We start from the raw sequence: 20,999 nt of genomic DNA, 5'->3' as shown, positions 1-20,999 counted from the left end.
TCCGTGACCGACACACGTGTGCTGGGCGGCCGCTACGAGGTCGGGGCGCTGCTGGGTCGCGGGGGCATGGCCGACGTCTTCGAGGGCGTCGACTCCCGTCTCGGTCGCCGGGTCGCCGTCAAGGTGCTCCGCCGCGGCCTCGCCGAGGATCCCGCGTTCCGCAGCCGCTTCCGCCAGGAGGCCCAGGCGGCCGCGCGCATGTCGCACCCCACGATCGTGCGGGTCTTCGACGCGGGCGAGGACGTCGTCACGGACCAGGACGGGGCATCGCACACGGTCCCCTTCATCGTCATGGAGCGGGTCGACGGACGCCTCCTGAAGGACGTGATCACGGACGGGCCGCTCGATCCGGACGAGGCCGTCCGCATCATGGGCCAGGTGCTCACCGCCCTCGAGTACTCGCACCGCGCCGGCGTCGTCCACCGTGACATCAAGCCGGGCAACATCATGGTCACCCCCACCGGGCAGGTGAAGGTCATGGACTTCGGCATCGCGCGCGCCGTGTCCGACACCTCCGCCACGATCGCGCAGACCACCGCCATCCTCGGCACGGCCCGCTACTTCTCCCCCGAGCAGGCCAAGGGCGAATCGGTGGACGCGCGCACCGACCTCTACTCCGCCGGCGTGGTCCTCTTCGAGATGCTCACCGGTCAGGCGCCGTTCCGCGCCGACACCGCGGTCGCGGTCGCCTACCAGCACGTCAGCGAGACGCCCGTCGCCCCGAGCTCCGTCCAGGACGCCGTGTCCCCGCAGCTCGACCAGGTCGTCCTGCAGGCCATGGCGAAGGACCGCTACGCGCGCTTCCAGACGGCGGGCGACTTCCGCACGGATCTCGATCGAGCCGCCGCGGGCACCCTCGCGCCCCGCGAGGCGCCGACCAACGACGTCGGAGCCACGCTCTTCGGCGCCCCCGCGGGCCCCTCCTCCTCGCAGCAGGCGCTCCGCCAGCTCGGCGTCGACGACGACCGCACCGTCCGCACCCAGAGCCGACCGCCGGTGCCCTGGATCTGGGCCGGCGTCACCGTGGTCGTCGTGATCCTCATCGCCGTCGTCATCTGGGTCACCAGCCTCAGCAACATCGCGCCGCCCGACATCAGCCCCACCGTCCCCGACGTCACGGGCTCCACCTACGCGAGCGCGGCCGCAGCCCTCCAGGAGGTCGACCTCGTCCCCCTCGAACGCGAGGAGGCCAGCACCTCGGTCGCCGAGGGCATCGTGCTGCGCACGAACCCGGATCCGGGCGAGAACGTCGCCGCCAAGACCGAGGTCGACGTCTTCGTGTCCTCCGGCCCGCCGGAGGTCCAGGTGCCGAACGTGATGAACATGGACGAGGGCACCGCCACCGCCAACCTCGAGGCGGCGGGGCTCAAGGTGGGCGAGGTGGTCCGTCAATCGTCGCCGACGGTCCCCGACGGCGTGGTCATGCAGACGGAGCCGGCCTCCTCGCAGCAGGTCGACCAGGGCTCCGCGGTCAAGCTCATCCTGTCCAACGGCAAGGTCGCCCTGCCCGACGTGCTCGGCCAGCCCCTCGCGGACGCGCAGAAGCTCCTCGAGGCATCGGATCTCGTGGTGACCACCCGGCGCGACCCCTCCTGCGGCCGAGCGGACGGATCCCCGGTGAGCCAGCAGTCGGTCCCGCCGGGAGACGTCGCCCAGCGCTCGACGGTCGCCCTCACGTACTGCACGGGCACGGTCCGCAGCTCGCCCGCTCCCACCACGGGCACGCCGACCCCGGATCCGTCACGCGGCTGATCCCGCACGCGGCCGGCGGGCGCAGCTGCTCAGCCGGTGATGGTGTGGCGCGCGGCAGATCCGGCCCGTTCGGACGGCCCGTGAGGCGGCCCGCCGGGAGGACGGCTCAGGCGACGCGGACGAGCGGCGACAGCCGCGACGCGGTGTCGCGAGCCCCTGCCAGCCCAGCGCCCTCGAGCCAGTTCCCGAGCATGCGGTAGCCGCCCTCCGTGAGGACGGACTCCGGATGGAACTGCACGCCGACGATGGGCGCCGCCTCGTGACGCAGGCCCATGATGACCCCGCCCTCGGTGCGGGAGGTGACGACCAGGTCCGACGGCACCGTGGCGTCGACGACCGCCAGCGAGTGGTATCGCGTGGCCGTGAACGGCTGCGGCACTCCGAGGTAGAACTCCCCGTCGTCGTGCGTCACGAGCGAGGTCTTGCCGTGCATGAGCTCCTCGGCGTTGGTGACCGTGGCGCCGAAGGCCTCGGCGATCGCCTGGTGCCCGAGGCACACACCGAGCAGCGGCGTGCCCGATGCGAGGGCGGCGGTCACCGTGGGGATCGAGACGCCAGCCTCGGAGGGCTTCCCCGGCCCGGGCGACACGAGGACCGCGTCGTACTCGGCGATGACCCCGGCCATGTCGGCGTCGGCGTGGTCGTCATTGCGCATGACCACGGTCTCGGCACCCAGCTGCTGCAGGTACCCGTTGAGCGTGTAGACGAAGCTGTCGTAGTTGTCGATGACGAGGACGCGTGTCACTGATGCACCGTGACTTCCTGGGTGTTGACGATGGAGTCGACCCAGGGGAAGACCCAGGTGACGAGGGAGAAGAGGATTGCCGCGAGCAGCACGAGCACGATGAGCAGCCGGATCCACACCGGTCCGGGCAGGAGCCGCCAGAAGGCCGCGTACACGCTCAGCCCGCCTTCGCGAACGACGTGCCCGCCAAGGCCGCGGGCGTGGCCGCATCCGAACGCGGCTGCCACGACTCGAAGACGCTGTAGGCGATGACGCGCTCGGCGGCGGAGAACAGCGGGTTGCAGCTCGTCATCGTGAGGATGCGATCACCGGGCTGCGCATCCGGGGCCTGGGGCACCTCGTCGAGCACGTCGACTCCGGTGGGCTTCACGTACTCGAGTGTACGGAAGCGGTAGGTGTACCAGCCGTCCTGCGTCTCGACCACGATGGCGTCCCCCACCCGCAGGTCGGTGATCTGGTTGAACGGCTTCCCATAGGTGGTGCGGTGGGCCGCGACGGCGAAGTTCCCGACCTGCCCCGGCATCTGGGTCTCGCGGTAGTGCCCGATCTTGCCGTGGTTGAGCACGCTCGCGAGGCCCACCCCCGTCGCGACCGGCACCACGTAGTCGGGCCCGAAGCGGGGGATGTAGATGTTCCCGAAGTCGGTGGCGTCCGTGGAGGGCGCCTGCGTGATGACCGGATCCCCCGGCGCCGCGGGCGAGGCGGACGGGTCGGGTGTGGCCGCCGCGTCGGGCGCGGTCGTGGCCCAGCTCCTGCTGTTCTCCAGGGCCTGGTCCCGCTGGCCGTTGCTGACCACGATGTCGTTGAACCAGAGCTGCCATCCGAGGAACAGCATGATGAGCACGCCCGCCGTGAGGAGCAGCTCGCCCAGGACGCCCACCGTGCCGAGGAGCGCATCCCCCCGCCGGCCTCGGCGCCGCGTCGCGCGGCGGGAGGGGGCGGGTTCCTGAGCGCTCATGTGCCGATTGTAGGCGGCGGACCTGCGCGGGACGCCCTCGTCGAGAGCGGCGTGGAGCCGGGCATCCTCCCGGCCCGGTGGAGGAGGGTACGGCTAGAATCACGGCATGGCCCGCGACAAGACGACGAGACCCTCCCGCCAGGAACGCGTGCGCGACGAGGACGCCCCGAACCCCGTGTGGTTCAAGCCCATCATGTTCGGCTTCATGCTCGTGGGACTCGCGTGGCTCATCGTGTACTACGTCAGCCTCAACGCGTTCCCCATCCCCGACCTCGGCGTCGGCAACATCCTCATCGGCTTCGGTCTCATCCTCGTCGGCTTCCTCATGACCACCAGGTGGCGCTGACCCCAGCACGAACACGAGAGCCCGTCACCATCCGCTGGTGACGGGCTCTTCTTCGTCTCCCCGCTGGACGGCCCTCGCTCCACCGCTGTCCACACCCCCGCTGTTCACAGCGCTCCACACATGTGGAGAACTCCGCGGAAGCCCGCGTCGGCTTCCTCCGCCTGCACGGGTTACCCGTGGAAGCCGATGCTCGTCGCGATCGACGTCGCCACCCCGGGCACGCATGGCCCTTGGACCCTCGACCGGTCGAGCGCTAATCACACGCGTGTAACTATCCCCACTGTGGACTGGCCTGTGGATAACTCGGCTGAGCGCCGAGGGCATGCGGATCCGCCGTCGGAGGGCACGACGGACGCGCCACCCCGTGCAGGGCAGCGCGCGTCGAGGACGATCAGAGGGTGACGGGGAAGACGGCGGCCGCGACGAGGATCGCCACAGCGAGGCCCGCGAGGGACCCGATCTGGGCACCCCGCTGGCGGGCGTCCCGCGTCCGCAGGAGCACGAGCGCCACGAGAGCGCCCGTCACCAGGCCGCCGACATGGGCCTGCCACGAGACGCCCTGCACGACGAAGCCGAGCAGGAGGTTCAGCACGATGATGCCGAGGAGCGGGCCGACGTTGCCGCCGAGCTTGCGGGCGAGCACGAAGTAGCCGCCCATGAGCCCGAAGATCGCACCGGAGGCGCCGACGACGGCCTGCAGGGGCTCGCCCATCGCGGCGCCGATCACCTCCACGCCGAGGGATCCGCCGAGCCCGGAGATGAGGAAGAGGGCCAGGAAGCGGCCGCGTCCGAGCATGGGCTCGAGGACGCGCCCGAATACGTAGACGGACACCATGTTGAGCACGATGTGCAGGATGCTCGACGGCGAGTGCGTGAACGCGCTCGTGAGCATCCGCCACGGCTCGTAGTCGCCGGAGGCGAGGCTGCCGTAGACGGGGGCGAACCACAGGGACGTTGTGACGTAGTCGCCGACCACGGGCAGCACCTGCAGGATCCAGACCACGGCGCAGACCGCCATGATCCCGTACGTCACGACGGGCGCGGAGCTCCGCGTCATCCGCGTGACGAACGACGCCCGGGAACGGGGAGCGCTGCGGCGCTGCTCCTTCATGTCCTCCGGGCAGATCACCCCGACGGCGGCCGGCGTCTGGCACTCGGGGCAGATCGTCCGCCCGCATCGCTGGCACAGCACGAAGCTCTGCCGGTCAGGGTGCCGGTAGCAGCGGTCGGCCGCCGTACGGGGTGAGTCGGTCATCAGACCTTCTCGACGGTGACGCTCTCGATCACGACATCCTCGCGGGGACGGTCGCGGCCGTCGGTGGCGACGGCGTTGAGCGCGTCGACGACCTTCTTCGAGGCGTCGTCGGCGACCTCGCCGAAGATCGTGTGCTTGCCCTGGAGCCACGTGGTGGGCGCCGTGGTGATGAAGAACTGCGAGCCGTTCGTGCCGCGACCGCCCTGCGTGCCGGCGTTCGCCATCGCCAGGATGTAGGGCTTGGAGAAGTCGAGGTCGCGGCTGATCTCGTCGTCGAACTGGTAACCGGGGCCGCCGGTGCCCTGGCCGAGCGGGTCGCCGCCCTGGAGCATGAAGTCCTTGATGATGCGGTGGAAGACGACGCCGTCGTAGAGCGGGTCGGTCGACTTCTTGCCGGTCTGGGGGTGGGTCCACTCCTTCTCGCCCGTGGCGAGGCCGACGAAGTTCTCGACGGTCTGGGGCGCGTGGGACCCGAAGAGGTTGAGGACGATGGTGCCGTGGTTGGTCGTCATGGTGGCGACGTGAGTGTGCGCAGACATGGAGCAATGGTCTCACGGCGGAGCTGGGACTCGGCGGACGCACAGGCACCGTCGTGTTTCCCCGCAGAGGCACCCGTGCCAGACTGGGGATTCCTGGCGAAATCACACCGATGGAGGTCCCCTTGGGTCTGTCACGCAAGAACAAGAAGGAGTTGGCGAAGCTCCGCACCCACGCGGCCGCCGTCCTCAAGGAGCAGCGCGAGGTCCTCGATCGGGCCAACGTCGTCGTGGCCGAGGCCGCGCACACCGCGCGCAAGCTCTCCGACCAGCACGTCGTCCCCGCTGTCAAGCGCGGCGTCGACGACCACATCCGTCCGGGCTACGAGGCCGGCGCCGAGCGGGTCCGCACCGCGGCCGACTCCGCGTACAAGGGCTTCACCCACACGGTCCTCCCGGCCGTCGCCGGTGCTGCCGGATCGGCCGTTGCCGCGACCGAGGGCATCCGCAACAGCAAGCAGGTCAAGGACGCGGTCAAGAAGGCCGGCAAGGTGTCCTCGAAGGCGCAGGAGTTCGGCAAGCACTACGTCGACAACGGCCGCTCCTACGTGGGCCGCTACGTGCCGCAGGTCGCGCCCGCGAAGAAGGGCCTCGGATTCGGCGGGGTCGCCCTCATCGCGCTCGGCGTCGTGGTGGTCGGCGGCGTCGGCTACGCGCTCTACCAGACGTTCCGCGCGGACGACGACCTGTGGATCGCCGACGACGAGCCCGAGGTCACGACCTCGAAGGACCAGCCCGCGAGCTGAGCACCGCTCCTCGATCGCCTCGCGATCGCACGAAGGCCCGGACACCGAGAGGTGGCCGGGCCTTCGTCGTAGTGGTGGCGGACACCGACGCGCGGCGGAGACGCGACGCCGGCAGCAGCAGCAGAGCGGTGAGGGGCCCGGTGACGGGCGGGATGTGGAGTCACGGGGAATCGAACCCCGGACCTCCTGCTTGCAAAGCAGGCGCTCTACCAATTGAGCTATGACCCCGATCGGCGAGCCCCGGATCGTCGTCCGATCTGCCGACTCGATGCCCGCCATGCCCCCGGATCATGCGGATCCGGGGGCGTTGGTGGGGATACCAGGATTTGAACCTGGGACCTCTTCATTATCAGTGAAGCGCTCTAACCACCTGAGCTATATCCCCATCGGGCAGGTACACGTTACCGTACGCCCGCCCGTTTCTCCCAATCGGCTACGCGTTGGTGAAGCCGACGAGGACGCCGCCCGTGATGCGCACGCTCAGGTTGTAGAGCAGCGCGGCGACGGCGCCGAGCACCGTGCCGACGACGATGTTGAGGACGGCCACGACGATGGCGAAGCCGAGCACCTGGCCCAGGCCGAACACGTCCTGGAGCGAGAAGTCCGCGGATCCGGAGACCTCCTGGAACAGCTGGTCCACCGTGCCGAACACGTTCGTGGTCTGCAGCACGACGTAGATGAGGAAGGTCGCCACCACGGTGATGATGCCGAGCACCACGGAGAAGAGGAACGCCAGCTTGAGCGCCGACCAGAAGTCGACGTACACGAGCTTGAGACGCACCTGCTTGGTGGTGGTGGCCCGCGACGACTTCTTCGCGAGCTTCTCGGCGACACTACTCATCAGGTGTTCCCTTTCCAGCAGCGGTACCGTCGGACGCGTCGGGCGCAGCTTCGGGGACCACCAGGTTGCGTTCGGAGTTCTTGGCCAGTGAGATGATCCTGTCGTCGTCCGCGAACCGGGCGAACACGACACCCATGGTGTCTCTGCCCTTCGCCGGGACCTCGGCCACGACAGACCGTACCACCTTGCCGCTGGCGAGCACGACGAGGATCTCGTCCTCCTCCCCGACGATGAGCGCACCCGCGAGATCGCCTCGGGCGTCCTGCAGCTTGGCCACCTTGATGCCCATGCCGCCGCGGTTCTGCACCCGGTACTGGTCCGCGGCGGTGCGCTTCGCGAACCCGCCCTCGGTCACGACGAACACGTAGCCCTGCTCGCCGACGACGGATGCGCTGAGCAGCGTGTCGTCCCCGCGGAACGTCATGCCCTTCACACCGGACGTCGATCGACCCATCGGCCGGAGCGCCTGGTTGTCGGCGGAGAACCGCAGCGACATGCCCTTGCGCGACACGAGGAGCAGGTCGTCGTCCTCATCCACCAGCAGCGCGGACACGAGGGCGTCGCCCTCGCGGAGGTTGATGGCGATGATCCCGCCGGTGCGGTTCGTGTCGTACTCCGTGAGCGCCGTCTTCTTCATCAGGCCGTCGCGGGTGGCGAGCACGAGGTACTGCGCCACCTGGTAGTCGCGGATGTCGAGGACCTGCTGGATCTCCTCGTCCGGCTGCATGGCCAGCAGGTTGGCGACGTGCTGGCCCTTGGCGTCGCGGCCGGCCTCCTGCAGCTCGTACGCCTTGGCGCGGTAGACGCGGCCCTTGTCGGTGAGGAAGAGGAGCCAGTGGTGCGTGGTCGTGACGAAGAAGTGCTCGACCACGTCGTCCGCCCGGAGCTGTGCGCCGCGGACGCCCTTGCCGCCGCGGTGCTGGCTGCGGTAGTTGTCGATGCGCGTCCGCTTGATGTACCCGCCGCGCGTGACGGTGACCACCATCTCCTCCTCGGGGATGAGGTCCTCCATGCTCATGTCGCCGTCGAAGCCGAGCATGATCTCCGTGCGCCGGTCGTCGCCGTACTTGTCGGTGATCTCCTGCAGCTCGGTGCTGATGATCTCCCGCTGCACGGTCGGCGTCGCCAGGATGTGCTTGTACTCGGCGATGCGCTCCTCGAGCTCGGCCGCCTGGTCCTGGATCTTCTGGCGCTCGAGCGCGGCGAGCCGGCGCAGCTGCATCTCGAGGATCGCGTTGGCCTGCAGCTCGTCGATGTCGAGGAGCTTCATCAGGCCGCTGCGGGCGACCTCGACCGTCTCGGACCGGCGGATCAGGGCGATGACGTCGTCGAGCGCGTCGAGCGCCTTGAGGTAGCCGCGCAGGATGTGGGCACGCGCCTCGGCCTCGTTGAGCCGGTACTGCGTGCGGCGGACGATGACGTCGATCTGGTGGTCGACCCATGCGGAGATGAAGCCGTCGAGCGCCAGCGTGCGGGGGATCCCGTCGACGATCGCGAGCATGTTCGCGCCGAAGTTCTCCTGCAGCTGCGTGTGCTTGTAGAGGTTGTTCAGGACGACCTTCGCGACCGCGTCGCGCTTGAGCACGATCACGAGGCGCTGGCCGGTGCGGCCCGAGGTCTCGTCGCGGATGTCGGCGACTCCGCCGAGCTTGCCGTCCTTCACGAGCTCGGCGATCTTGATCGCCAGGTTGTCGGGGTTCACCTGGTACGGGAGCTCGGTGACGACGAGGCAGACGCGGCCCTGGATCTCCTCGACCGCGACGACCGCGCGCATCGTGATGGACCCGCGGCCCGTGCGGTACGCGTCGATGATGCCCTTGGTGCCGAGCACCTGCGCGCCGGTCGGGAAGTCCGGTCCCTTGATCCGCTCGAGCAGCGCCTCGAGGAGCTCCTCCCGGTTCGCGTCCGGGTGGGCGAGCAGCCACTGCGCGCCGGACGCGACCTCCCGGAGGTTGTGCGGCGGGATGTTGGTGGCCATGCCGACCGCGATGCCGACGGATCCGTTGACCAGCAGGTTCGGGAAGCGCGACGGCAGGATCTTCGGCTCGAGCGTGCGGCCGTCGTAGTTGTCCTGGAAGTCGACCGTGTCCTCGGTGATGTCCCGGACCATCTCCATGGCCAGCGGCGCCATCTTGGTCTCGGTGTACCGGGGGGCCGCGGCGCCGTCGTTGCCGGCGGACCCGAAGTTGCCCTGTCCGAGCGCCAGCGGGTAGCGCAGGCTCCACGGCTGGACGAGGCGCACGAGCGCGTCGTAGATGGACGAGTCGCCGTGCGGGTGGAACTGGCCCATGACCTCGCCGACCACGCGGGCCGACTTGAAGAAGGAGCGGTCGGGCCGGTAGCCGCCGTCGTACATGGCGTAGATCACGCGGCGGTGCACGGGCTTGAGGCCGTCGCGCACCTCGGGAAGCGCGCGCTGCACGATGACGCTCATCGCGTAGTCGAGGAAGGAGCGCTGCATCTCGAGCTGGAGGTCGACCTGCTCGATGCGGTCGTGCGTGACGACGACCGTGGCGTCGGGGTCGATGATGGCGCCCGGCAGGGAGTCGGACGCCGCGGCGGCGGCGGACGCCGGCGTCACGCCTTCCTGCGGGAGGGCGTCGTCGGTCGACGACGCCTGCTCGTCGTCCGGGGTCGCCCCCGTGCCCTGCTCGTCGTCCGGAGTGTTGTCGTCGGCCATGGAGGTCCCGTTCAGAGGTCGGTGGATCGTGGGGTCGGCGTGGGGCGGCGGTCAGCATCGGGCCGTGCCGCCGCCCGGTCGATCAGATGTCGAGGAACCTGACGTCCTTGGCGTTGCGCTGGATGAAGCTCCGGCGGGACTCGACGTCCTCGCCCATCAGCGTCGAGAAGACCTCGTCAGCACCCGCGGCGTCGTCGAGCGTCACCTGCATCAGGGTGCGGGTGGCCGGATCCATGGTGGTCTCCCACAGCTCCTTGTAGTCCATCTCGCCGAGGCCCTTGTAGCGCTGGATGCCGTTGTCCTTGGGGATCCGCTTGCCGTTGGCCTGCCCGTGCGCCAGCAGCGCGTCACGCTCGGCGTCGGTGTACACGTACTGGTGGTCGGCGTTCGACCACTTGAGCCGGTACAGCGGTGGCTGCGCGAGGTACACGTAGCCGAGCTCGATGAGCGGCCGCATGTAGCGGAACAGCAGCGTGAGCAGCAGCGTCGTGATGTGCTGGCCGTCGACGTCCGCGTCGGCCATCAGCACGATCTTGTGGTACCTGACCTTCTCGGCGTTGAAGTCCTCGCCGATGCCCGCGCCGAACGCGGTGATCATCGACTGCACCTCGTTGTTCTGCAGCGCCCGGTCGAGGCGGGCCTTCTCCACGTTGAGGATCTTGCCCCGCAGCGGGAGGATCGCCTGCGTCGTGGGGTTGCGCCCTTGCACCGCGGATCCGCCGGCCGAGTCGCCCTCGACCAGGAACACCTCGCTGAGCGCCGGGTCCTTGCTCTGGCAGTCCTTGAGCTTGCCGGGCATGCCGCCCGACTCCAGGAGCCCCTTGCGCCGCGTCTGCTCACGCGCCTTGCGTGCGGCCAGCCGCGCCTGCGACGCCTGCATCCCCTTGCGGATGATGTCCTTCGCCTGCGACGGGTTCTTCTCGAGCCAGTCCCCGAGCTGCTGGCCGACGATGCGCTGCACATAGGCCTTCGCCTCGGTGTTGCCGAGCTTGGTCTTCGTCTGGCCCTCGAACTGCGGCTCGCCGAGCTTCACCGAGATGACGGCGGTGAGGCCCTCGCGCACGTCGTCGCCGGTGAGGTTCTCGTCCTTCTCGCGGAGCAGCTTGTTCTCGCGCGCGTAGCGGTTGACGAGCGTGGTGAGCGCCGCGCGGAAGCCCTCCTCGTGCGTGCCGCCCTCGTGCGTGTTGATGGTGTTGGCGTAGGTGTGGACGCTCTCCGTGTAGGAGGTGGTCCACTGCATCGCGACCTCGAGGCTGATCTTCTTGACCGTGTCCTCGGACTCGAAGGCGATGACGTCGGCGTTGACGACCTCGGTCTTCTTCGCCTTGACGAGGTGCTCGACGTAGTCGACGAGGCCGCGCTCGTAGAGGAACTTCTCGGTGCGGTGCTCGGCGCCGTCGGCCTCGCGCTCGTCGTGCAGCGTGAGGGCCAGGCCCTTGTTGAGGAACGCCATCTGCTGGAAGCGCGCGCGGAGCGTGTCGTAGTCGAACTCCACGGTCTCGAAGATCTCGCGGCTCGGCCAGAAGGTGATGGTCGTGCCGGTCTCGGTGGATCCCTCGCCCTTCTGCAGAGGGGCGTCCGGCACGCCGATCGTGAAGCTCTGGCGCCAGACGGCGCCCTGGCGGCGGACCTCGACGTCGAGGCGCTCCGACAGCGCGTTCACCACGGAGCTGCCGACGCCGTGGAGCCCGCCGGACACCGCGTATCCGCCGCCGCCGAACTTGCCGCCGGCGTGAAGCTTGGTGAGGACGAGCTCGACCGTGGAGATCCCCTCGACGGGGTGGATGTCGACCGGGATGCCGCGGCCGTCGTCGACGACGCGGATGCCGCCGTCCTTCCGCATGGTGATCTGGATGTCGCTGGCGAAGCCCGCGAGCGCCTCGTCGACGGAGTTGTCGACGATCTCGCTCACCAGGTGGTGCAGACCGCGCGGTCCGGTGGACCCGATGTACATGCCGGGTCGCTTGCGGACGGCCTCGAGGCCCTCGAGCACCTGGATCTCGTTGGCGCCGTAGTCGTTGCTCACCTGCTGGCGGGTGATGTGGTCGGAGTCGTTGTGCGTCTCCTCGACCTCCACCTCGTCGGGGGTGGAGTCGTCGGGGAGGTCCTGTGAGGCATCCGATGTCATGAAGTGGTGGCTCCTGCCGCGTCGACGCGCCCCTGTCCGACGGCGGACGCGCGCGGATCACGAGGTGATCCGGGGACCGTCGTCCCTGGACTGCGGGCGACCCCTCATTCTATCGCAGGAGTACGCTGCGCACCGCCTATCCGGCCGTCTGACGCGTTTTCGTGGCGGGGGTGATCTGATTCGCCTCCCTAGCCGTAGGTATCGCGCGGGCCCCGCCCTGGGATCGACCTGGGACCCTTTTTCCAGGACGGGGCGTTGGGCCCCTGGAAGCGGATCGACCGGATGCCCGCGTCCGGGAAGCGCTCGGCGATGCGCGTCGTGATCTCCACGCGCATGAGGCGCAGCTGCGTCGCCCACGCGGTCGACTCGCACTCGACCGTGAGCAGCCCGTCCTCGATCCCGACGGGGGACGAGTGCACAGCGGTCTCCTCGCCGGCGATGGTCGTCCACGCCGCCATGAGCTCGGCCTGCGACAGCGACGACGTCCAGCCCATGCGGGAGGTGAGCGAGTCCATGACGTTCCCGAGTGAGTCGGGATCCCGTCCCGGTTGGAACGGGGAGCTGCCCGCCTTCTGCTCGCGGCGCTTCCGAGCCGAGGGGGATCGCACGGACGCGTCGCCGAACACCTTGCGGAAGCGACGGTAGACCGCGACGGCCTCGGACTCGGGCAGCGGACCCCCGTCGGCCGCGCGGGGGATCACGCCGGTCCCCCGTCGGCGTCGGCCGGCGCCGGGGCGTCCACGATCTCGCCCGCGCGGATGTGCACGGCGTTCGCCGCCAGGTGCTCCGGCACGTCCTCGAACACCGCGGCCGTGATGAGCACCTGCTCGAAGCCGGTGACCGCCTCCGCGAGACGCCCGCGCCTGGCCTGGTCGAGCTCGGCGAAGACGTCATCGAGGATCAGCACCGGATCCCCCGTCTGCGAGTCGCGCCGTAGCAGCTCGGCCGACGCGAGCTTGAGCGCCAGGGCGAACGACCACGACTCCCCGTGGCTGGCGTAGCCCTTCGCGGGTAACCCGTTGAGCCGGAACAGGACGTCGTCGCGGTGCGGGCCGACGAGGGTCAGCCCGCGCTCGAGCTCGCGCGGCCGCATCCGGGCGACGGCTGCGGTGAAGACGGGGACGATGTCCTCGGCCCGCGTGAAGCGCCCGCCGTCACGCGCGCCCGACTCGTCCGCGACGTCGTCCTCCCCCGGGTCATCCGCCAGGATGCTCAGCTCCGGACGAGCGGACGGGCCGTGGTCGGATCCGGCCACCGCCAGGTACGCGCGCGCCAGCTCCGGCTGGAGCGCCTCGACCAGGGCTCCGCGCGCCGCGATGATCTGCGAGCCGATCGTCACGAGGCGCTCGTCCCAGATGTCGAGCGTGCCGAGCTGGTCGGCCTTCATCCCCCGCGCCCGGGCCGACTTCAGGAGGGTGTTGCGCTGCTTCAGCGCGCGATCGTAGTCCGACAGGACGCCCGCGAGCCGTGGCGTGCGCAGCACCAGCAGCTGGTCGAGCAGCCGACGTCGACCCGACGGATCCCCGCGCACGAGAGCCAGGTCCTCCGGCGCGAAGAGGACGCTCGAGAAGTACCGCGGGAGCTCCCGCGGCTTGGTAGGGGTGCTGTTCACCTGCGCCCGGTTCGCCGACGAGCGGTTGATCTGCACCTCGACGCGGAGCTCCCTGCCGGCGTGCTGCAGCAGCGCCCGGATCACGGCCGAGTCCGCACCCTGCCGGATGAGCGCCTGGTCGGTGGAGACGCGGTGCGACCCGAGCGTGCTCAGGAAGCCCAGCGCCTCCACCAGGTTCGTCTTGCCCTGCCCGTTGCTCCCCACGAAGAGGGTGGCACCGGGCAGGAGCGCGACGTCCGCGCGGGTGTAGTTGCGGAAGTCACCCAGGGAGAGGTGACGGACGATCATCCGGTGGTCAGGACTTCTTCTGCACCGAGTGGCCGCCGAACTGGTTGCGCAGCGCCGCGACGGCCTTCATGGCCGGGGAGTCCTCCTGGCGGGAGGAGAAGCGCGCGAAGATCGATGCGCTGATGGCGGGCATGGGGACCGCGTTGTCGAGCGCCTCCTCGATGGTCCAGCGGCCCTCGCCGGAATCCTGCACGAAGCCCTCGATGTCCTCGAAGCCAGGGTCCTCCTTGAGCGCCTTGACCAGGAGCTCGAGCAGCCAGGAGCGCACGACGGTGCCGCGCTGCCATGCCTCGAACGTGCCCGTGACGTCCTTGATGATGTCCTTGCGCGCCGCGAGGAGCTCGTAGCCCTCGGCGAACGACTGCATCATCGCGTACTCGATGCCGTTGTGGACCATCTTCGCGTAGTGACCCGCGCCGGAGTCGCCGACGTGGACGAAGCCCTCCTCGCGGGGGCCCTCGGGACGGAGCGCGTCGAAGACGGGCATCGCGCGCTGGACCTGCTCGACCGGACCGCCGACCATGAGGCCGTAGCCGTTCTCGAGGCCCCACACGCCGCCCGAGACGCCGGCGTCGACGAAGTCGATGCCCTTCTCCGCGAGCAGACCCGCGTGCGCGAAGTCGTCGGTGAACTTGGAGTTGCCACCGTCGATCACGAGATCCCCCGGCTGCAGGATGCGGGCGAGGTCGCCCACGACGTTCTGCGTGACCTTGCCGGCCGGGACCATGACCCAGACGAGGCGCGGGGTGGGCAGCGCGGCGGCGAGGTCGTCGAGCGTAGCCACGTCGGAGACGTCGGGGTTGGTGTCGTAGCCGGTCACCTCGATGCCGTTCGCCTCGAGGCGCGCGCGCATGCGGGCGCCCATCTTGCCGAGTCCGACGAGTCCGATGTGCATGTTCTCTCCTTGGTCGCGGTCTAGCGCAGCAGCAGGTTCGGCTGCAGCAGGTACCGGTAGTTGTCAGCGCCGGCCTGGTCCTTGGAGGACTGACTCGTGATGAGCACGGGGCCGGGCTTGTTGGGGTTGTCCGTCTTCGTGAACGAGAGGCGGACGAACTCGGAGTGGACGGCGCCGAGGCCGTCCAGCAGGAACTGGGGCTTCAGCGACACCACCGTGTCGACGCCCGTCAGGAGGGCGTCGATGCTCTCCGATGCCTGCGCGTGCTCGGATCCGATGGCCTCGAGGGTGAGGCCGTCGATGGTGAAGGTGAACCGGAGGGCCGCCTCGCGCTCCAGCACGAGCTGGACGCGCCGCGTCGCCTCGATGAGGTCGGCCGTGTTGATGACCGCGTAGTTGTCGACCGTCTCGGGGAAGAGGCGCTTGACCGGCGGGAAGTTGCCGCGGATCAGCAAGGACGTGACGGTCTTCCTGTCGGCGCTGAACGCGATGAGCTGGCGGTCGTCGGTGTCCGTGATGGCGACCGAGATGGTGCCGCTATGGCCGAAGGTCTTCCCGATCTCCTGCAGCGTGCGGGCGGGGACGAGCGCGGTGCGGCTCGTGCCGTCGGTCGTGGAGTCGCCGCCGTCCCAGTCGATCTCGCGCACAGCCACCCGGTACCGGTCGGTCGCGATCAGGCCGAGGCTGGTCTCCCCCACCTCGAGCTGCACGCCGGTGATCACGGGCGTGACGTCGTCGCGAGACGCCGCGACCGCGACCTGCGAGACGGCGGCGGCGAACTGCTCCGCCGGCAGGAGGCCGGACTGCTCCGAGATCTGCGGCAGCGTCGGGTACTCCTCCACGGGCATGCTCAACAGCGTGAAGTGCGCCGATCCGCACGAGACGGTGATCTTCGAGTCCTCGGTGGTGAAGCGGACCGGGGCGTTCGGCAGCCGGTTGGCGATGTCGGCGAGGAGCCGGCCGGAGACCAGGACGCGCCCGGCCTCCTCGATGTCCGCCTGGATCTGCGTGCGCGCCGAGACCTCGTAGTCGAACGACGACAGCGTCAGTCCGTCCTCGGTCGCCTCGATGAGCACTCCGCTCAGGATCGGGAGGGTCGTGCGCTGCGGCAGGAGCTTGACGGCGAAGGACACCGCCTCGCTGAAGACGTCCCTGTTGACTTGGAACTTCACGTTGTGGACCCCTCGATGAGCGGAAGATTTGTCGGTCAATGCTAGCCGTGCCGACGGGGGACCCCACGACGTCGATCCGTCCACACCCTGAGGTTCTTGGGCGACATCCAATGAAGGGTTTAAGGATCAATAGTCTTAACCGCTGTGGAATCTGTGGACAACTCCCGGAGTCCCGGTGATCGAGAGGGAACTACACGTCTGCAACATGTGGGGCGGGTGTGGAGCTGCCTGGGGACTCGGCGGACTGACGACGAAGCGTGGAGCCCGGTTCCACAGGCCGGGTCCTCGAACCCACATCCGCTCCGGCGGTTCTCCACAGTTATCCACACTCTGTGCACACTGTGGGGAACGACGGATCCGACCCCTCTGGCTCTCTCCAGCCGTCCCCGGGATGTGGGGAGGGACCCTGCCGACGTCGTCAGGGCTCCGATCAGGCTCGCAGGCTTCCTCTTCCCGGGACGCGCAGAAGGGGTCGGACCATGTGGTCCGACCCCTTCTGCTGCCTCGTCCTCCGCGCGTGTTCGTGCGGCACGTGCAGAGGAGATCACATCTTGCCGTAGCGGTGGTTCTGCTTGATCCGGCTCGTGAGCTCCGTCACCTGGTTGTAGATGGAGCGGCGCTCCTTCATGAGCTCGGTGATCTTCTTGTTGGCGTACATCACCGTCGTGTGGTCGCGGTTGCCGAACAGCTGGCCGATCTTCGGCAGCGAGAGGTTGGTCAGCTCCCGGCAGAGGTACATGGCGATCTGGCGTGCGGTGGCGACAGCCTGCGAGCGGGAGGACCCGTAGAGGTCGTCGACGGTGAGCTTGAAGTAGGCCGCGGTGTGATTGATGATGTCGACCGGCGCGATGACGTTGTCCTCGTCGAGCGTGATCAGGTCCTTCAGGACCGTCTGGACGAGAGCCAGGTCGACGGGCGTCTTGTTCAGGCTGGCGAACGCCGTGACGCGGATGAGCGTGCCCTCGAGCTCCCGGATGTTCGACGTGACCTTGGTGGCCATGTACTCGAGGATGTCGTCCGGTACCTGCAGCTTCTCGCTCTGCGCCTTCTTGCGGAGGATCGCGATCCGCGTCTCGAGGTCGGGTGCCTGGACGTCGGTGATCAGGCCCCACTCGAAGCGCGAGCGCATGCGGTCCTCGAAGCCCGTGAGGTGCTTCGGCGGCAGGTCGCTCGTGATGACCACCTGCTTGTTGTGGTCGTGCAGCGTGTTGAAGGTGTGGAAGAAGGCCTCCTGCGTGGAGTCCTTGCCCTGGAGGAACTGGATGTCGTCGATCAGGAGGATGTCGTTGTCGCGGTAGCGCGACTGGAACAGCGATGACCGGTTGTTCGCGATCGAGTTGATGAAGTCGTTGGTGAACTCCTCGGAGCTCACGTACCGCACGCGGATCCCGGGGTACAGGCTGATGGCGTAGTGGCCGATGGCATGCAGGAGGTGCGTCTTGCCGAGGCCCGAGTCGCCGTAGATGAAGAGCGGGTTGTAGGCCTTGGCCGGCGCCTCGGCCACGGCGACGGCCGCGGCGTGCGCGAAGCGGTTGGAGCCTCCTATGACGAAGGTGTCGAAGCCGTACTTCGGGTTGAGGCGCGAATCGCCGCGGGAGGGCGACGCCGGCACACCCGGGTTGTCGGTCGGGGCCGTGATGGTCGGAGTCTCGATGTACGGCTGCTCCGCGGGCTCCGGGTGCTGGGCGAAGGCGTCCTGCGCGATCTCGGGATTGACGACGATGGCGAAGTTGCTGACGCCGGCCGCCTCGTCGAGCGATCCGATGGCGTTGAGCAGGGGCACGCGGATGCGCTGCTCGAGCATGCCCCGGGTGAGGTCGTTGGGCACCTCGAGGTAGAGGGTGCCGGTCATCACGCCCTTCGGCTCCACCAGGCTGATGAAGCCGTGCAGCTGCGGGGTGATCCGGTCGTCCGCAGTGAGGGCGGCGAGCACCTTCTGCCAGATCGCGTGCGTCGGGTCGGAGCGGTCGGACATGTTTCCCCATCTGCCGTCACCAGGCTCGGTCCCACGGCTGGTGCCGGGGCCGCCTCGCGGTGCGCGGACTGCTGTCGACGCTGGAAGGGCGTCGCGTTCGTGCGTGCGGCGTCCGTCCCCGGAGGCTCCGAGGGTGCGGACCATCCCGGTACCGCGACCGCGGACAGCATAGTTACTCACAGGGTTATGCACCCTGTGTGCGAACGGGCCGCCAGCACCGCGCCGGGCGATCCCCGACGCGTCGCGGCCACGCCACACGGTAGCCACTGTCGGAGATCCGGACAAATCGACCCTATCGACGGCGGCATGTCGATACCGGCCGATGGCCGGTTCGTGTGGATAATCACGATCCGCCTCGCGGGTTTGACCCGAGGCTTCCCGCCCCGTAGATTTAGGCAGTTGACCCAGCCCCTCGAGGCTGCCCCATCTTCCCAGCCGCACTCGTCGGCCCCGTGGACCAACCTGAGTGGAGACTCACCGTGAGCAAGCGCACCTTCCAGCCGAACAACCGCAAGAAGGCCAAGAAGCACGGCTTCCGCCTCCGCATGCGCACCCGCGCCGGTCGTGCCATCCTCGCCGCCCGTCGTGGCAAGGGACGCACCGAGCTCTCCGCGTAGTCCGTGCTCGCCCGGCGGAACCGCGTGACGAGCGGTGCGGACTACCGCACCATCGTCAGACGGGGCCGCCGGACCACGACCGGGACGGCGGTGGTGTCGGCGCTCGCCGGAACCTCCGACGAACCCACGCGATTCGGGTTCATCGTCTCCAAGAAGGTCGGCAATGCCGTCACCCGGAACCTGGTACGTCGACGACTCAAGGCCGTGTCGGCCGGTCTGCTGCCGAGCATCCCTCCGGGTACGTCCATCGTGATCCGCGTACTGCCAGGCATGGAGCGGATGCCGTGGGATACCCTGCAGGAGGAGATGGCGTCAGCCGTGACGCGGGCCGTGAGGACGATATGAAGAGGGCACTGACCTCCGTCTCCCTCGCGCCCCGCAACGCCGCCATCGCCGTCATAGGCCTGTACCGGCGCGTCGTCTCTCCGCTCTACGGGGACGTCTGCAGGTACTACCCGTCCTGCTCCGCCTACGGCCTCGAGGCCGTCCAGCAGCACGGGCTCGTCCACGGTGGCCTCCTCGCCGCATGGCGCGTGTGCCGGTGCCACCCCTGGGCGGAAGGCGGCATCGACGACGTCCCCGCTCGTGGGGCCCAGCAGTATCGGCGCACGAGGCTCGGATTCGTCGTCGCACCCAGCCACGGAAAGGGCTAACGACCACCTCATGGACTTCCTCGGAACGATCCTGTGGCCGATCAAGTGGGTCATCGAACTCATCCTGGTCGGCTTCCACACCCTCTGGACCAGCATCGGCCTGGACCCGAACAACGGCGCCACGTGGGTGCTCTCGATCGTGGGGCTCGTCCTCGTGGTCCGTGCGGCGCTCATCCCGATCTTCGTGCGGCAGATCAAGAACCAGCGCCGCATGATGGAGGTCGCGCCGCAGCTGAAGAAGATCCAGGACAAGTACAAGGGCAAGCGCGACCAGTTCTCGCGTGAGGCGATGTCCCGCGAGACCATGGCGCTGTACAAGGACACGGGCACCAATCCGCTCAGCAGCTGCCTCCCGCTCCTCCTGCAGATGCCGATCTTCTTCTCGCTCTACTCCGTGCTGCACCGTGCTGCCGTCGAGGAGCTCCCCGGCATCGGATTGCTCAACGCGGAACTGTCCCGCTCCTTCGGCGAGTCCTCCTTCCTCGGCGCACCCCTGCAGTCGGCGATCTCCACCGCTGACGGCAACGCGACCGTCATCGTGATCGCGACCACCATGGTCATCCTCATGACCGCATCGCAGTTCATCACGCAGCTCCAGATCATGGCCAAGAACATGTCCGAGGAGACCAAGGCCAGCCCGATGTTCAAGCAGCAGCGCATCCTGCTGTACATCCTCCCGCTGGTGTTCGCCGTGTCCGGCATCGCCTTCCCCCTCGGCGTGATGTTCTACTGGCTCGTCTCGAACTTCTGGACGATGGGGCAGCAGTTCCTCGTCATCCGCAACATGCCCACGCCGGGTAGCGAGGCGGCGCGTGCGCGTGAGGCTCGTCTGGCGAGGAAGGGCAAGCTGGTGGCTCCCGAGGCATCGACCGACCCCGGTACCGTCGTCGTCGAGGAGCGCAAGCCGGCGCAGCGCCAGCAGCCGGTCGGCAAGAACCGGGCCAAGAAGCAGTCGGGATCGAAGAGCCGATGACGGATCTGACGAACGACACCGAGCAGGATGGCTCTGCGATTGTCGGGGATGAGGTCGAGGCCACTCCCGGCAGTGGAGACGAAGGGGACATCGCAGCGGACTACATCGAGGAGCTCCTCGACATCTGTGACCTGGACGGTGACATCGACATCGACCAGCGCGGTGGGCGGGCATACGTGTCCGTGGATGCGGCGGACTCGGAGGACCTGCGTCTGCTGTCGAACCCTGAGACGGTCACGGCTTTGCAGGAGCTCACGCGTCTGGCGGTGCAGAACAAGACCGGTGCGTTCAGCCGACTGATCCTCGACGTCGGGGGATCCCGTGACGCGCGCCAGGTCGAGCTCGCGCAGCTGGTCGACCGTGCCATCGAGCGCATCTCTGCAGGCTCGGCGAGCGCTTCGCTGCCGCCCATGTCGTCATACGAGCGGAAGCTCGTGCATGACATCGTGGCGGAGCGTGGGTACACGTCGGAGTCCGAAGGCGAAGGACGCGATCGACACACGGTGATCACGAAGGTGTGAGAGCCGAATCGTCACAGGCGAGGCCCGGTCGAGTGACCGGGCCTCACCTGTTCCTCGGAGCAGAGCACCGTGCGGGAAATAATACGGGTGTGCTAGTAAAGGAACGGTGCTCCGACAACGCGGTTGATCGTCGTTCGACGCGACGCGCGTGTCACCGACTAGTCCACGACATGGAGGAGTTCGATCATGCATCTGTGCGCGGCGTTGGTGGGGACCCCGAGACGGAGTCCATGTTTCACGTGAAACGCCCTGCAGTGATTGTGCGCGAAGGTGGCGTCCATGGAGTCGTGACGTGCCTCATGCGTG

21 protein-coding genes and 2 tRNA genes are annotated in these 20,999 nt (G+C 68.5%); 8 read left to right on the top strand and 15 right to left on the bottom strand.

Annotation, left to right across the window (positions count from 1 at the left end):
* Window positions 1-3: 3 nt before the first annotated feature.
* The gene (gene pknB / locus ITJ40_RS12620) at window positions 4-1,752 is read left to right on the top strand and encodes a Stk1 family PASTA domain-containing Ser/Thr kinase (RefSeq protein ID WP_194667378.1); all 1,749 of its coding nucleotides are present in this window, start codon (window positions 4-6) and stop codon (window positions 1,750-1,752) included.
* A gap of 106 nt (window positions 1,753-1,858) precedes the next feature.
* On the opposite strand, the gene ITJ40_RS12615 is transcribed toward pknB, so the two are convergent.
* The 3 genes from ITJ40_RS12615 to ITJ40_RS12605 are packed head-to-tail and all read right to left on the bottom strand — an operon-like array spanning window position 1,859 to window position 3,455.
* Entirely contained in the window at window positions 1,859-2,497 is a 639-nt protein-coding gene (locus ITJ40_RS12615; protein ID WP_194667377.1) for a gamma-glutamyl-gamma-aminobutyrate hydrolase family protein, read from the bottom strand.
* Window positions 2,494-2,652: a hypothetical protein gene (locus tag ITJ40_RS12610; protein WP_194667376.1), complete on the bottom strand. Its 159-nt coding sequence runs from the start codon at window positions 2,650-2,652 to the stop codon at window positions 2,494-2,496. Before ITJ40_RS12610 ends, ITJ40_RS12615 begins: the two co-directional genes overlap by 4 nt.
* A gap of 2 nt (window positions 2,653-2,654) precedes the next feature.
* Window positions 2,655-3,455, bottom strand: a complete 801-nt coding sequence (locus tag ITJ40_RS12605) for a class E sortase (RefSeq protein WP_194667375.1) — start codon at window positions 3,453-3,455, stop codon at window positions 2,655-2,657.
* Between the two features lie 106 nt (window positions 3,456-3,561).
* Between ITJ40_RS12605 and ITJ40_RS12600 the strand changes: the two genes are divergently transcribed.
* Window positions 3,562-3,801, top strand: a complete 240-nt coding sequence (locus ITJ40_RS12600; RefSeq protein ID WP_015488825.1) for a cell division protein CrgA — start codon at window positions 3,562-3,564, stop codon at window positions 3,799-3,801.
* Between the two features lie 391 nt (window positions 3,802-4,192).
* On the opposite strand, the gene ITJ40_RS12595 is transcribed toward ITJ40_RS12600, so the two are convergent.
* Complete coding sequence (locus tag ITJ40_RS12595) at window positions 4,193-5,056, bottom strand: rhomboid family intramembrane serine protease (protein ID WP_194667374.1); 864 nt, start codon at window positions 5,054-5,056, stop codon at window positions 4,193-4,195.
* Window positions 5,056-5,595: a peptidylprolyl isomerase gene (locus tag ITJ40_RS12590; protein WP_104343585.1), complete on the bottom strand. Its 540-nt coding sequence runs from the start codon at window positions 5,593-5,595 to the stop codon at window positions 5,056-5,058. The genes ITJ40_RS12595 and ITJ40_RS12590 overlap by 1 nt, the downstream gene beginning before the upstream one ends.
* A gap of 122 nt (window positions 5,596-5,717) precedes the next feature.
* On the opposite strand from ITJ40_RS12590, the gene ITJ40_RS12585 reads away from it, so the two are divergent.
* Window positions 5,718-6,338 carry a hypothetical protein gene (locus tag ITJ40_RS12585; RefSeq protein ID WP_228512357.1) on the top strand — a complete coding sequence of 207 codons (621 nt, stop codon included), beginning with the start codon at window positions 5,718-5,720 and terminating at the stop codon, window positions 6,336-6,338.
* A gap of 155 nt (window positions 6,339-6,493) precedes the next feature.
* On the opposite strand, the gene ITJ40_RS12580 is transcribed toward ITJ40_RS12585, so the two are convergent.
* The 10 genes from ITJ40_RS12580 to dnaA all read right to left on the bottom strand — a co-directional run bounded on the left by ITJ40_RS12580 (window position 6,494) and on the right by dnaA (window position 17,929).
* Window positions 6,494-6,566 (bottom strand) — tRNA-Ala (locus ITJ40_RS12580).
* 80 nt (window positions 6,567-6,646) lie between these two features.
* Window positions 6,647-6,723, bottom strand: a tRNA-Ile gene (locus ITJ40_RS12575).
* Between the two features lie 48 nt (window positions 6,724-6,771).
* Window positions 6,772-7,179, bottom strand: coding sequence for a DUF3566 domain-containing protein (locus tag ITJ40_RS12570; protein WP_011931227.1), 408 nt, complete (start codon window positions 7,177-7,179; stop codon window positions 6,772-6,774).
* Window positions 7,172-9,859 carry a DNA gyrase subunit A gene (gene gyrA, locus ITJ40_RS12565; RefSeq protein ID WP_194667372.1) on the bottom strand — a complete coding sequence of 896 codons (2,688 nt, stop codon included), beginning with the start codon at window positions 9,857-9,859 and terminating at the stop codon, window positions 7,172-7,174. Before gyrA ends, ITJ40_RS12570 begins: the two co-directional genes overlap by 8 nt.
* Before the next feature lie 82 nt (window positions 9,860-9,941).
* Entirely contained in the window at window positions 9,942-11,987 is a 2,046-nt protein-coding gene (gene gyrB / locus ITJ40_RS12560; protein ID WP_228512356.1) for a DNA topoisomerase (ATP-hydrolyzing) subunit B, read from the bottom strand.
* 188 nt (window positions 11,988-12,175) lie between these two features.
* On the bottom strand, window positions 12,176-12,688 hold the full coding sequence (locus ITJ40_RS12555) for a DUF721 domain-containing protein (protein WP_045526009.1): 513 nt from the start codon (window positions 12,686-12,688) through the stop codon (window positions 12,176-12,178).
* The gene (gene recF, locus ITJ40_RS12550; protein ID WP_194667371.1) at window positions 12,685-13,887 is read right to left on the bottom strand and encodes a DNA replication/repair protein RecF; all 1,203 of its coding nucleotides are present in this window, start codon (window positions 13,885-13,887) and stop codon (window positions 12,685-12,687) included. The genes ITJ40_RS12555 and recF overlap by 4 nt, the downstream gene beginning before the upstream one ends.
* A gap of 7 nt (window positions 13,888-13,894) precedes the next feature.
* Window positions 13,895-14,782 carry a phosphogluconate dehydrogenase (NAD(+)-dependent, decarboxylating) gene (gene gnd, locus ITJ40_RS12545; RefSeq protein ID WP_194667370.1) on the bottom strand — a complete coding sequence of 296 codons (888 nt, stop codon included), beginning with the start codon at window positions 14,780-14,782 and terminating at the stop codon, window positions 13,895-13,897.
* A gap of 20 nt (window positions 14,783-14,802) precedes the next feature.
* Complete coding sequence (gene dnaN, locus ITJ40_RS12540; protein WP_194667369.1) at window positions 14,803-15,954, bottom strand: DNA polymerase III subunit beta; 1,152 nt, start codon at window positions 15,952-15,954, stop codon at window positions 14,803-14,805.
* 544 nt (window positions 15,955-16,498) lie between these two features.
* A complete protein-coding gene (gene dnaA / locus ITJ40_RS12535) occupies window positions 16,499-17,929 on the bottom strand; it encodes a chromosomal replication initiator protein DnaA (protein WP_194667368.1) in 1,431 nt (476 codons plus the stop codon).
* Window positions 17,930-18,408: 479 nt separating this feature from the next.
* Here dnaA and rpmH point away from each other — a divergent pair, with 479 nt between their 5' ends.
* The 5 genes from rpmH to ITJ40_RS12510 are packed head-to-tail and all read left to right on the top strand — an operon-like array spanning window position 18,409 to window position 20,693.
* Window positions 18,409-18,546 (top strand): 50S ribosomal protein L34, encoded by a 138-nt coding sequence (gene rpmH, locus ITJ40_RS12530; RefSeq protein ID WP_012039665.1) that lies wholly within the window; start codon window positions 18,409-18,411, stop codon window positions 18,544-18,546.
* A 3-nt stretch (window positions 18,547-18,549) separates the two neighbouring features.
* Window positions 18,550-18,891 carry a ribonuclease P protein component gene (gene rnpA, locus ITJ40_RS12525; RefSeq protein WP_194667367.1) on the top strand — a complete coding sequence of 114 codons (342 nt, stop codon included), beginning with the start codon at window positions 18,550-18,552 and terminating at the stop codon, window positions 18,889-18,891.
* Window positions 18,888-19,199 carry a membrane protein insertion efficiency factor YidD gene (gene yidD / locus ITJ40_RS12520; protein ID WP_194667366.1) on the top strand — a complete coding sequence of 104 codons (312 nt, stop codon included), beginning with the start codon at window positions 18,888-18,890 and terminating at the stop codon, window positions 19,197-19,199. Before rnpA ends, yidD begins: the two co-directional genes overlap by 4 nt.
* A 10-nt stretch (window positions 19,200-19,209) precedes the next feature.
* Window positions 19,210-20,172: a membrane protein insertase YidC gene (gene yidC, locus ITJ40_RS12515; RefSeq protein WP_194667365.1), complete on the top strand. Its 963-nt coding sequence runs from the start codon at window positions 19,210-19,212 to the stop codon at window positions 20,170-20,172.
* Window positions 20,169-20,693 carry a R3H domain-containing nucleic acid-binding protein gene (locus ITJ40_RS12510; RefSeq protein WP_194667364.1) on the top strand — a complete coding sequence of 175 codons (525 nt, stop codon included), beginning with the start codon at window positions 20,169-20,171 and terminating at the stop codon, window positions 20,691-20,693. Before yidC ends, ITJ40_RS12510 begins: the two co-directional genes overlap by 4 nt.
* Window positions 20,694-20,999 lie beyond the last annotated feature (306 nt).

Source organism: Clavibacter sp. VKM Ac-2872 (assembly GCF_015351105.1).
GTDB lineage: Bacteria > Actinomycetota > Actinomycetes > Actinomycetales > Microbacteriaceae > Clavibacter.
This window is presented reverse-complemented; position numbering and strand designations above follow the sequence as displayed.

Excerpts from the sequence above, each read along its gene's own strand:
- ITJ40_RS12605 (WP_194667375.1), bottom strand. The coding sequence starts at position 3,455 with ATGAGCGCTCAGGAACCCGCCCCCTCCCGCCGCGCGACGCGGCGCCGA.
- ITJ40_RS12600 (WP_015488825.1), top strand. The coding sequence starts at position 3,562 with ATGGCCCGCGACAAGACGACGAGACCCTCCCGCCAGGAACGCGTGCGC.
- ITJ40_RS12595 (WP_194667374.1), bottom strand. The coding sequence starts at position 5,056 with ATGACCGACTCACCCCGTACGGCGGCCGACCGCTGCTACCGGCACCCT.
- ITJ40_RS12590 (WP_104343585.1), bottom strand. The coding sequence starts at position 5,595 with ATGTCTGCGCACACTCACGTCGCCACCATGACGACCAACCACGGCACC.
- ITJ40_RS12570 (WP_011931227.1), bottom strand. The coding sequence starts at position 7,179 with ATGAGTAGTGTCGCCGAGAAGCTCGCGAAGAAGTCGTCGCGGGCCACC.
- gyrA (WP_194667372.1), bottom strand. The coding sequence starts at position 9,859 with ATGGCCGACGACAACACTCCGGACGACGAGCAGGGCACGGGGGCGACC.
- gyrB (WP_228512356.1), bottom strand. The coding sequence starts at position 11,987 with ATGACATCGGATGCCTCACAGGACCTCCCCGACGACTCCACCCCCGAC.
- recF (WP_194667371.1), bottom strand. The coding sequence starts at position 13,887 with ATGATCGTCCGTCACCTCTCCCTGGGTGACTTCCGCAACTACACCCGC.
- gnd (WP_194667370.1), bottom strand. The coding sequence starts at position 14,782 with ATGCACATCGGACTCGTCGGACTCGGCAAGATGGGCGCCCGCATGCGC.
- dnaA (WP_194667368.1), bottom strand. The coding sequence starts at position 17,929 with ATGTCCGACCGCTCCGACCCGACGCACGCGATCTGGCAGAAGGTGCTC.
- yidD (WP_194667366.1), top strand. The coding sequence starts at position 18,888 with ATGAAGAGGGCACTGACCTCCGTCTCCCTCGCGCCCCGCAACGCCGCC.
- yidC (WP_194667365.1), top strand. The coding sequence starts at position 19,210 with ATGGACTTCCTCGGAACGATCCTGTGGCCGATCAAGTGGGTCATCGAA.
- ITJ40_RS12510 (WP_194667364.1), top strand. The coding sequence starts at position 20,169 with ATGACGGATCTGACGAACGACACCGAGCAGGATGGCTCTGCGATTGTC.